The organism is Bradyrhizobium uaiense, from assembly GCF_010811875.1.
Lineage (GTDB): Bacteria > Pseudomonadota > Alphaproteobacteria > Rhizobiales > Xanthobacteraceae > Bradyrhizobium > Bradyrhizobium uaiense.
Genome location: NZ_VKHP01000294.1, coordinates 1 through 10382, shown reverse-complemented (window position 1 = coordinate 10382; position 10382 = coordinate 1). Strand labels below are relative to the sequence as shown.

Sequence of the window (10382 nt, the reverse complement as noted above, 5' to 3'; positions counted from 1 at the left end):
GAGGAGGACTGGTCGAAGATCCCGCCGGTCAGCGTCGAGCCCGGGCATCTCGTGGAATGGGTCTGGCTGCTGAAGGGATTTGAGCGGATCACCGGCTGTCCCACCGGGCGCCCGCGCGGCGAGCTGCTGGCCTCTGCGCTGCGCTATCGCGACGCCACCGGCTGCCTGATCGACGAGGGCGATGCCGAGGGCAACATCCGCCGCCACTCCAGGCGGCTGTGGCCGCAGAGCGAGCTGGCGAAGGCGTGGGTCGCGCAGGCCGAGTCGGGCGAAGCCGGCGCTGCGGACGAGGCGCGCGCGGCGCTGGTGCTGCTCGAACGGCACTATCTCAGCCATCCCGTGGCCGGCGGCTGGTACGACCAGTTCGACCGCGACGGTGCGTCGTTGGTCGCCACGATCCCGGCGTCGTCGTTCTACCATGTGCTCTGCGCGGTCACCGAAGCCGAGCAGGTGCTCGCCTAGAACCGTCTTCATGACTGGAAGCGCTTTCTGCACGCGAACTGGTCCTCAACTCCGCGCTATAACGCGCCACGGCCTCACAGCCAGCGCTTGCGCCGCTTGAAGCTCTTCAGGTTCTTGAAGCTCTTGCGCTGGTCGCCGGCGCCGCCGAGATAGAATTCCTTGACGTCCTCGTTGTCGCGCAATTCGTCGGCGGAGCCGTCGAGCACTACCTTGCCCTGTTCCATGATGTAGCCGTGGCTCGCGACCGACAGCGCGGCACGGGCGTTCTGCTCGACCAGCAGAATCGTGACGCCGAGATCGCGGTTGATCTCCTTGATGATCGCGAACACTTCCTTGACCAGCAGGGGCGACAATCCCATCGACGGCTCGTCCATCAGGATCATCTTCGGGCGCGCCATCAGCGCGCGGCCAATCGCGAGCATCTGCTGCTCGCCGCCGGAGAGATAGCCGGCGAGGCCGGTGCGCTCCTTCAGGCGCGGGAAATACTTGTACACCATGTCGATATCGGCTGAGACCTCGCCGTCGCGCCGGGTGAAGGCGCCAAGCCGCAAATTCTCCAGCGACGTCATGTCGGCGACGATGCGGCGGCCTTCCATCACCTGGAAGATGCCGCGGCGGACGATCTTGTCCGGATCGATGCCGTTGATGCGCTGGCCCTCGAACAGGATCTCGCCGCGGGTGACTTCGCCATCCTCGGTCTTGAGCAGGCCGGAGATCGCCTTCAGCGTCGTCGACTTGCCGGCGCCGTTGGCGCCGAGCAGCGCCACGATCGCGCCCTTCGGCACCTCGAGGCTGAGGCCGCGCAGCACCAGGATCACGTCGTCATAGACGACCTCGATGTTGTTGACGCTCAGCAGCGGCGGCGGCGGGACTGCCGTCGGCCCCGGGCGGGTGGCTTCGAGGGTTTCGTTCATGGTCTCTATCACTCTCCACTGTCGTCACCCGCGTTTCGTGCGCAACTGCGCACTAGGGCGGGTGACCCAGTATTCCAGAGACGCCAGCGATCAATCGAGAGGCCGCGGCGTACTGGATCCCCCGCTTTCGCGGGGGATGACAATTGTTGTCGAGGCTGCGCTGGTGGCAGCCTCACCACCTCACCAGCCAAACCATTCCGGCTTGCGCGGCAGTTCGACGGTCTTCACCTTCTCGAGCTTGATGGTGCCCTTGCCCATCAGGTCGTTGATGTCGCCATCGGTCGCGCCGGAAACCTTGGCGCGATAGAGGTCGACCTTCGTCGTCGGGCGATGATCCTTCTCGGTCCAGGACGAGGGATTGCAGACGCCCTCCATGCCTGCCGGCACCCAGTCCTTCTTCTGGTAGAAGCCCTTGGCCACGTTCTCGCCGGTGGCGCCGCCGTTCTTGGCAGCCCAATCCAGCGCTTCCTTCATGTAGAGCGCGCTGCAGACCGCGGCGACGTAGTGCACCGGGCGATAGACCTTGCCCGACGGATCGGAGATCTTCGAGATTTCCATCACCGTCTTCATGCCGGGCGCGTTGCCGCCCCAGCCGACTGCCGTGCGCAGCGGGAAGATCACGCCGTCGGCGGCATCACCCGCGGTCTTGGCGGCGTTCTCATCCATACCCCAGACGTTGCTGAGGAACTGGACGTCGACGCCGGCGGTCTTGCAGGCCTTCATGACCGAGATGTTCGAGGCCGCGGTGTTGCCGAGATAGGCGTAGTTGGCGCCGGAACTCTTCAGGCTCAGGCACTGCGCCGAGTAGTCGCCGGGCGACAGTGCGAACCCCAGCGGCGGCAGCACCTCGAAGCCGAGCTCGGTCGCGAGCGCTTCGCCGGCAGCCTTCGGCGCATTCGGATAGGGATGGTTGGCGCCCATGTGGACGAATTTGGGCTTGCCAGGCTTGCCTTTGGCCTTCCAATCCTCGGCGGCCCAGGTCAGCTCCGCGCGCAGCGCGTCCGAGTAGCTCGGGCCGTAGAAGAAGTTGTACGGCGCGGGCTTGGCCTTGCCGCTGGTGCCTTCGGGATCGGTCAGCGCGGCAGCATACGAGCCCGACATGTCGGGGATCTTGTCTTGCGCGAGGAAGCCGGTCAGCGCCTCGGTGTCCGCGGTGCCCCAGCCCATGATCGCGGCGACCTTGGCGTCGGGCGCCGACCACTTCTTGTACAGCGCGATCGCGCGCGGCACCTGGTAGCCATAGTCGTTGCTGTCGACGCTGAGCTGCTTGCCGCCGACGCCGCCGTTCTTGTTGACCCAAGCGAAGGTGTCGGCGACGCCCTGGCCATAGGGGGTGCCGACGTCGGAGGTGCCGCCCGAGAGGTCCTGCAGATGGCCGATGGCGATCTGCGCCTGCGCGGTGCCGGCGGCGCTGCCGATCAACAGCGCGAGGGAGACCGAGCTCAAAAGGGATCTAATCGTCATTGTTGTTTCCTCCTGCTTATTCGTTGAACCGAATTTGAGTTGCGTTTCGTGCCCTGCGTCAATGCGAGAATGGATAGAGCTTCCAGTAGGCCTTGATCTGCCGCCAGCGATGCGCGAGGCCATCAGGCTCGAACATCAAAAAGCCGATGATGATCAGGCCGATCGCGATCTCGCGCAGGAAGGTGATGTTGTTGTTGAGCTGCAGCGCCTTGTCGATGGCGCCGCCCTTCAGCCAGGCGCTCAGCCATTCCATCGATTCCGGCAGCAGCACCACGAAGGCCGTGCCCATCAGCGTGCCCATCACCGAGCCGGTGCCGCCGATGATGACCATCGCGAGGAACAGCACCGAGCGCTCGATGCCGAAGCCTTCCTGGGACACCACGAGCTGGTAATGCGCATAGAGCGCGCCCGCGATGCCTGCAAAGAAGGCAGCCAGTCCGAACGACAGCGTCCGGTACTTGGTCAGGTTGATGCCCATGATCTCGGCGGAGAGATAGTGGTCGCGGATCGCGACCAGCGCGCGGCCGTCGCGGGTGCGCATCAGGTTGGTGACGAGCAGATAGCTGATCACCATGTAGGCGAGCACGACGTAGAAATACTGCCGGTCGCCGCGCAGGGTGTAGCCGAAGATCGAGAACGGGTTGGCGCTGGCCGGCACCGAGCCGCCCGAGAACCATTCGGCGCGCGAGAAGAAATCGAGCAGGATGTACTGCGCGGCGAGCGTCGCGATGACGAGATAGAGCCCCTTCAGCCGCGCCGCCGGCACACCGAAGATCAGGCCGACCAGCGCCGTGATCACGCCGGCGAGGGGAATGGCGAAGAACACCGGGATCGGCGCGTTGTTTGAGACGTAGGCCGAGGTAAACGCGCCGAACAGGAAGAACGCGGCGTGGCCGATCGAGATCTGGCCGGTGAAGCCGACCAGGATGTTGAGGCCCAGCGCTGCGATCGCGAAGATGCCGATCTGGATCGCGATCGAAAGCAGGTAGTTTGACAGCAGCAGCGGCGCGCAGCAGGCGAGAGCGATGCCGAGAATTGCGAAATTGCGGCTGGTCGCGGTCGGGAAGATCGTGGTGTCGGCCGCGTAGCTGGTGCGGAAATCGCCGGAGGGAATGAGTGTGCTTGTCGCCATTGATCAGACCCGCTCAATGTCCTTGGTGCCGAACAGGCCGTACGGCTTGATCATCAGGATGATGATCAGGACGTAGAACGGCGCGATCTCGTAGAGATTGCCCCAGTGCAGATACTCGCTGTCGACATACTGGGCGACATTTTCCAATAGCCCGATGATGATGCCGCCGAGCACGGCGCCGCCGACCGAGTCGAGCCCGCCGAGAATCGCAGCCGGAAACACCTTGATGCCGTAGGCGGAGAGGCCGGACGAGACGCCGTTGACGACCGCAACCACGACGCCGGCAACCGCCGAGACCGTGGCCGAGATCGCCCAGGCCATCGCGAACACGCTCTTCACGGAGATGCCGAGCGATTGCGCGACCTGCTGGTTGAAGGCGGTGGCGCGCATCGCGAGGCCGTATTTGGAAGCGCGGAAGAACCAGGCCATGCCGACCATCATGGCGAGCGAGACCACGAGGCTCATCACATAGACGGTCTGGATTTGCAGCCCGAACAGGCTGACCGCCTGGCTCTGGAATACGCGCGGGAACGGCTGCGGGTTGACGCCGAAGATCCACTTCAGTGCGGCCTGAAACACGGTCGAGAGGCCGATCGTCACCATGATCACCGAGATGATCGGTTCGCCGATCATTGGCCGCAAGATCACGACCTGGATCGCGATGCCGAAGATGAACATGAAGACCAGCGTGATCGGCATGCCGATCCAGAACGGCACCTGGTACTTCGTCAGCAGCGCCCAACACACCCAGGCGCCGACCAGCAGCAATTCGCCCTGCGCGAAGTTCACGACCTGCGTCGCCTTGTAGATCAGCACGAACGACATCGCGACCACGCCATAGAGCGTGCCGACGACGAGGCCGTTGACGATCAGCTGGATCAGGAACTGGATGTTCATGGGGTGCAGTAGCTCCGGACGACGGCGCCAGCACCCTCTCCCCTTGTGGGAGAGGGTGGCTTCGCCACCGGGTCGGCGCGAAGCGCCGCCCAATGATAAACTCCGCGAAGCCGGGTGAGGGGTTGTCTCCGCATCGGGATCGTGGAGAGAAGACCCCTCACCGAAGCGAGTTCGTGTCTACCGGCAGTGCAGCCCTCTCCCACAAGGGGAGAGGGCGCATCAACTGCCATCGCGTTGCCCTGAGCGTGTCTCATTCCGCGGCCTCCGCGATCGCGGCGCGGCCGAGATCGACGACCTCGAGCGTGGTGCGGACGCGCTGCGTCGTGCCGTCCTGGAAGCGGATCACGGTGTCGACGGGGATGCTGGCCTTGCCGCGGTAGATCGCCTCGATGATATCGGCGTATTTCTCGTTGATGACGCTGCGACGGACCTTTCGGGTCCGCGTCAGCTCGCCGTCGTCGGCGTCGAGTTCCTTGTAGAGCAGCAGGAAGCGCGAGATGCGCTGTGCCGACGGCAAGGTGGCGTTGACCGTCTCGACCTCTTTCTTCAAGAGCGCATAGACCTCGGGACGCGAGGACAGGTCGGTATAGGTGGTGAACGAGATCCGGTTCTTCTCGGCCCATTTCGAGATGATCGAGTAGCGGATGCAGATCATCGCGGCCAGCGCGTCGCGGCCGGCACCGAGCACGACCGCCTCGGCGACATAGGGCGAGAACTTCAGCTTGTTCTCGATATATTGCGGCGAGAAGCGTTCGCCGCGCGAGGTCTCGGCGAGATCCTTGATACGGTCGATCACCACGAGCTGGCGGTTGTCGTTGTAGTAGCCGGCGTCGCCCGAATGCATCCAGCCGTCCTTGATGTCCGCGACCGAAGCTTCGGGATTCTTGTAATAGCCGTGGAACATGTTGGGGTGCCGCACCACGATCTCGCCGACGCCGTTGACGTCGGCATTGTCGATGCGGATCTCGATGTTGTCGGCCATCGGCACGCCGGTCGTGTCGGGATCGACCTTGCCTTCGGGGTGCAGCGTGTAGGCGCCGAGCAGCTCGGTCTGGCCGTACAGCGTCCGCAGCGGCACGCCCATCGCCTGGAAGAACTTGAACGTATCCGGTCCGAGCGCTGCGCCGCCGGTCGCCGCCGAACGCAGCCGCGTGAAGCCGAGCCGGTCGCGTAGCGCGCGGAACAAGAGCTGGTCGGCCACTATCGAGCGCTTGCCCTCGGCGAGCGCCGCAAGCCCGGTCTTCATGCCGAGATCGTACAGCCGCTGCTTGAACGGCGAGGCGTCCATCACGCCGGCGCGGACGTCGGCCGCAATCGATTCCCAGACCCGCGGCGCGAACAGCACGAAGGTTGGTGCGATCTCGCGGAAGTCGTGCATCATCGTGTCGGGCTCTTCGACGAAGTTGACCTTCATCCGGGAGAGCAGCGCTTTGCCCAGCGCGTAGATTTGTTCCATGATCCAAGGCAGCGGCAGCACCGAGACATACTCGTCGTCCGGTCCTTTCGGATCGAAGGTGAGATAGGTCGCGCAGTGCCGCAGCACGCGTCCGGCCGAGAGCATCGCGAGCTTCGGATTGGCCGTCGTGCCAGAGGTCGTGCAGAGGATCGCGACGTCTTCGCCGCGCGTGGCGTCGACCAGCTGATCGTATAGGGTGGGCTCGCGCGCAGCACGGTCGCGCCCCAGTGCGACGAGCTTGCTCGCCTCCATCAGCCGCGGATCGTCGTATTTCCGCATGCCGCGTGGGTCTGAATAGACGATGTGCTTGAGATTGGGCACGCGATCGGCAACGCCGAGCAGCTTGTCGACCTGTTCCTCGTCCTCGGCAAAGACCAGCCTGGCCTCGCCATAGGTCAGGAGATAGGAGGCCTCCTCGTCCAGCACGTCGCGGTAGAGGCCGAGGCTCATCGCGCCGATGGCGTGGCTCGCGATCTCGGCGGCGACCCAGTCCGGCCGGTTGTCGCCGATGATTCCGATCACGTCGCCGCGCCCGAGGCCGAGCTCGATCATGCCGAGCGCGAAATCATGGGTTCGGGCCTGGTAGTCGTTCCAGGTGAATTCGCGCCACAGCCCGAAATCCTTCTCGCGCAGCGCGATCTCCTTGCCGTGCTCCCTGGCGTTGAGGCGCAGTATCTTGGGAAAGGTGTCGGCCTGCGCGGCGCGACCGGCATAGTCGATCATGCCGCGCTCTCCCGCACCGCCGGCTTGTCGTCGGGGTCGACCAGCACCTCGTCCTCTTCGCCGAGATAGGCGCGCTTGACGTGGGGATCGGCGAGCACGGTCGCCGGATCGCCCTCGGCGATCTTGCGGCCGAAGTCGAGCACCATGACGCGGTGGGAGATGTCCATCACGACGCCCATGTCGTGCTCGATCATCATGACCGTCATGCCGAACTCTTCGTTGAGATCGACGATATAGCGCGCCATGTCCTCCTTCTCTTCGAAGTTCATGCCGGCCATCGGCTCGTCGAGCAGGATCAGTTGCGGCTCCAGCGCCATCGCGCGGGCGAGCTCGACGCGCTTGCGCAGCCCGTAGGGCAGGGGGCCGGCGGTAGCCTTGCGCACCGACTGCAGATCGAGAAAGGCGATGATCTCCTCGACCTTGCGGCGGTGCTCCAGCTCCTCGCGGCGCGCGCCGGTCAGCCAGTACAGCGATCCCGTGATGAAGTTGTTCTTCAGGAGGTGATGGCGGCCGACCATGATATTGTCGAGCACGCTCATATGGTGGAACAGCGCGAGGTTCTGGAAGGTCCGGCCGATGCCGAGGCGGGGCCGCGCGTTCGGGGTGAGGCCGGTGATGTCCTGGCCGCGATAGAAGAGCCGGCCTTCGGTCGGCCGGTAGCGGCCGGAGATGCAGTTGACGATCGAGGTCTTGCCGGCGCCGTTCGGGCCGATGATGGAGAACAGTTCGCCCTCGTTGACGCCGAAGCTCACTTCGGTTAGCGCGCGGACGCCGCCAAAGCGCAATGAGACTCCGCGCACCTCGAGACTGTTAGCCACCCTGTTCCCTCCAGATATGGGCGCTTTGGCGCGCTCTTTATCTTCGCTTCGATCTTGTTTCGATCTTATACGGGCTGCCGAAGGGAGACCATCCGACTATTAGTGCCGACGTTCCGGAGCATCGCTCGCCCCGATCGCCTGCATCATGCGCGGTAACGCCGCACCCCGTCTGCATGCCCGGCCTCGCGTCGTCCGCCTCAACGCTCCATGAATGCGTAGCGCGGCGTTACGTGAGGTGGCTCTGAATACGAGAAAGCGATAGGTTGAATTGTCATGTGCCCGACAATTGGTCAGGAATTTTCGCTGGCATTCCAGGAGGCGGGCTCCTGGCTTTGCGCACGGCATTGCTGCGGTGCAATATCGTGTCTGTGTCTTTGGGGTGGGATGCCGTCGCCAGAATGATCGCTGCTGATTACCTCAAGCGCATCGCGGCCTGGTCGCGCGAACTGAGCGAGCAAGAAATCGAAATCGCGCGCGCCGGCATTTCCGAGAAGTCTTACCGCGCCAACGAATTCATCTTCATGCGCGGCGACAATTTCCAGTACTGGACCGGCATCGTCACCGGGCTGGCGCGGATGGGTATCGTGTCGCGCGGCGGCAAGGCAGCGAGCTTCGCGGGCCTCACTGCCGGCGCGTGGTTCGGCGAGGGGACCGTGCTCAAGAACGAACTGCGGCGCTACGACGTGGTCGCGCTGCGCGACACGCGACTGGCGATGATGGATCGCCGGACGTTCGTGTGGCTGTTCGAGAACAGCGTCGGCTTCAACCGCTTCCTGGTGGGACAGCTCAACGAGCGGCTCGGCCAGTTCATCGCGCTGCTCGAATATGGCCGGACGCTGGATGCGACGGCGCGGCTGGCGCGCTCGATCGCCTCGCTGTTCAATCCGATCCTCTACCCCGAGCTCACCTTGCACCTTGAAATCACCCAGGAGGAGATCGGGGCGCTGTCGGGAATCTCCCGGCAGAACGCCAATCAATGCCTGAAGCGGCTCGAGCGCGAGGGGCTGCTGCGGCTCGAATATGGCGGGGTCACGATCATCGAGCTCGACCGGCTGCGCCACTACGGGGAGTGACCGGCTCCGGGCCAGACCGGGCCACTTTCGGACGTTCTAAAGTCCTGATCTTTCAAATGATTAAGCCATTAGACTTGGAGCAGGCCTGATGCTACAGACCGGCCTCGTCGGGATCGCGCGATTTTCGCGCTCTCTGGAGATGACATGACGGCACAGAATTCAAAGCGGCGCGTTGCGCTGATCACCGGCATCACCGGGCAGGACGGTGCGTATCTCGCCGAATATCTGCTTGGCCTCGGCTACACCGTGCACGGAATCAAGCGCCGGTCGTCCTCGTTCAACACCGCGCGCGTCGACCATCTCTACCAGGACCCGCATGCCGGCAACGTGCCGTTCCTGATGCACTACGGAGACATGACGGATTCGACCAATCTGCTCCGGCTAATGCAGCAGATCCGGCCGACCGAGATCTACAATCTGGCCGCCCAGAGTCACGTCCAGGTCAGTTTCGAGAGCCCGGAATACACCGCCAATGCCGATGCCATCGGCGTGCTGCGCCTTCTGGAGGCGATCCGCATCCTCGGCATGGAAAAGGAGACCCGGTTCTACCAGGCCTCGACGTCGGAGCTGTACGGGCTCGTGCAGGAGGTGCCGCAGAAGGAGACCACGCCGTTCTATCCGCGCTCGCCCTACGGCGTCGCCAAGCTCTACGGCTACTGGATCACGGTGAACTACCGCGAGGCCTATGGCATGTTCGCCAGCAACGGCATCCTGTTCAACCATGAGAGCCCGATCCGCGGCGAGACCTTCGTCACGCGCAAGATCACGCGCGCCGTCGCCCGCATCGAGGTCGGCCTGGAGAACAAGCTCTATCTCGGCAATCTCGATGCCAAGCGCGACTGGGGCCACGCTCGCGACTATGTCGAGGGCATGTACAGGATACTGCAGGCGGACGAGCCTGGTGACTTCGTGCTCGCGACCGGCGAGACGCGTTCGGTCCGCGAATTCGTCGAGCTGGCGTTTGCGGAGGTCGGCCGCAGCATCGAATGGCGCGGCAAGGGCGTCGAGGAGGTCGGGATCGACAAGGCGTCCGGCAACACCCTGGTGCAGATCGACCCGACCTATTTCCGGCCGACCGAGGTCGATCTTCTGATCGGTGACGCCAGCAAGGCACGCGCCAAGCTCGGCTGGGCGCCGAAGACGCCTTTCGCGCAGCTGGTGAAGGAAATGGTCGCCAGCGATCTCGTCGAGGCCAGGCAGGATGCAGCCAATGGCAAGCACGGCGTTTGAACTGAAGGACAAGACGGTTTTCGTTGCCGGCCATCGCGGCATGGTCGGCTCGGCGCTGATGCGCCGGTTGGCGCGCGAACAGGCTAATCTGCTGACGGTGTCGCGCAGCGAGGTCGACCTGCGCGACCAGGCCGCGGTCAACGCCTGGTTTGCCGCGAAGCGGCCGCAGGCCGTGTTCCTCGCTGCGGCCAAGGTCGGCGGCATCGTCGCCAA

The 10382-nt window shown here is 64.2% G+C and carries 10 protein-coding genes; 4 read left to right on the top strand and 6 right to left on the bottom strand.

All coding sequences use genetic code 11. The features are described from left to right. Window positions 1-462: AGE family epimerase/isomerase (locus FNJ47_RS40755; protein ID WP_175068485.1), on the top strand; the 462-nt coding region annotated here is incomplete at its 5' end. A gap of 74 nt (window positions 463-536) precedes the next feature. On the opposite strand, the gene FNJ47_RS40750 is transcribed toward FNJ47_RS40755, so the two are convergent. From FNJ47_RS40750 to FNJ47_RS40725, 6 genes are all read right to left on the bottom strand, one after another. Next, entirely contained in the window at window positions 537-1376 is an 840-nt protein-coding gene (locus FNJ47_RS40750) for an ABC transporter ATP-binding protein (protein ID WP_163161773.1), read from the bottom strand. A gap of 180 nt (window positions 1377-1556) precedes the next feature. Further along, window positions 1557-2840, bottom strand: coding sequence for an ABC transporter substrate-binding protein (locus FNJ47_RS40745; RefSeq protein WP_163161771.1), 1284 nt, complete (start codon window positions 2838-2840; stop codon window positions 1557-1559). Window positions 2841-2898: 58 nt separating this feature from the next. Continuing rightward, a complete protein-coding gene (locus FNJ47_RS40740) occupies window positions 2899-3972 on the bottom strand; it encodes a branched-chain amino acid ABC transporter permease (protein WP_163161768.1) in 1074 nt (357 codons plus the stop codon). A gap of 3 nt (window positions 3973-3975) precedes the next feature. Next, window positions 3976-4869, bottom strand: a complete 894-nt coding sequence (locus tag FNJ47_RS40735) for a branched-chain amino acid ABC transporter permease (RefSeq protein ID WP_163161766.1) — start codon at window positions 4867-4869, stop codon at window positions 3976-3978. Between the two features lie 250 nt (window positions 4870-5119). After that, entirely contained in the window at window positions 5120-7048 is a 1929-nt protein-coding gene (locus FNJ47_RS40730) for a long-chain fatty acid--CoA ligase (protein ID WP_163161764.1), read from the bottom strand. Then, window positions 7045-7866 (bottom strand): ATP-binding cassette domain-containing protein, encoded by an 822-nt coding sequence (locus tag FNJ47_RS40725; RefSeq protein ID WP_163161762.1) that lies wholly within the window; start codon window positions 7864-7866, stop codon window positions 7045-7047. The genes FNJ47_RS40730 and FNJ47_RS40725 overlap by 4 nt, the downstream gene beginning before the upstream one ends. A 398-nt stretch (window positions 7867-8264) precedes the next feature. Here FNJ47_RS40725 and FNJ47_RS40720 point away from each other — a divergent pair, with 398 nt between their 5' ends. The 3 genes from FNJ47_RS40720 to FNJ47_RS40710 all read left to right on the top strand — a co-directional run. Then, window positions 8265-8939: a Crp/Fnr family transcriptional regulator gene (locus tag FNJ47_RS40720; RefSeq protein WP_092115508.1), complete on the top strand. Its 675-nt coding sequence runs from the start codon at window positions 8265-8267 to the stop codon at window positions 8937-8939. A gap of 144 nt (window positions 8940-9083) precedes the next feature. Next, window positions 9084-10169 carry a GDP-mannose 4,6-dehydratase gene (gmd, locus tag FNJ47_RS40715; protein ID WP_163161760.1) on the top strand — a complete coding sequence of 362 codons (1086 nt, stop codon included), beginning with the start codon at window positions 9084-9086 and terminating at the stop codon, window positions 10167-10169. Next, a partial coding sequence (locus tag FNJ47_RS40710) for an NAD-dependent epimerase/dehydratase family protein (protein WP_163161758.1) occupies window positions 10150-10382 on the top strand: 233 nt, incomplete at its 3' end. The genes gmd and FNJ47_RS40710, both read left to right, overlap by 20 nt.

Bases quoted from the DNA above. Each gene is read 5' to 3' on its own strand.
- FNJ47_RS40750 (WP_163161773.1), bottom strand. From the start codon at position 1,376: ATGAACGAAACCCTCGAAGCCACCCGCCCGGGGCCGACGGCAGTCCCG.
- FNJ47_RS40745 (WP_163161771.1), bottom strand. From the start codon at position 2,840: ATGACGATTAGATCCCTTTTGAGCTCGGTCTCCCTCGCGCTGTTGATC.
- FNJ47_RS40740 (WP_163161768.1), bottom strand. From the start codon at position 3,972: ATGGCGACAAGCACACTCATTCCCTCCGGCGATTTCCGCACCAGCTAC.
- FNJ47_RS40735 (WP_163161766.1), bottom strand. From the start codon at position 4,869: ATGAACATCCAGTTCCTGATCCAGCTGATCGTCAACGGCCTCGTCGTC.
- FNJ47_RS40730 (WP_163161764.1), bottom strand. From the start codon at position 7,048: ATGATCGACTATGCCGGTCGCGCCGCGCAGGCCGACACCTTTCCCAAG.
- FNJ47_RS40720 (WP_092115508.1), top strand. From the start codon at position 8,265: ATGATCGCTGCTGATTACCTCAAGCGCATCGCGGCCTGGTCGCGCGAA.
- gmd (WP_163161760.1), top strand. From the start codon at position 9,084: ATGACGGCACAGAATTCAAAGCGGCGCGTTGCGCTGATCACCGGCATC.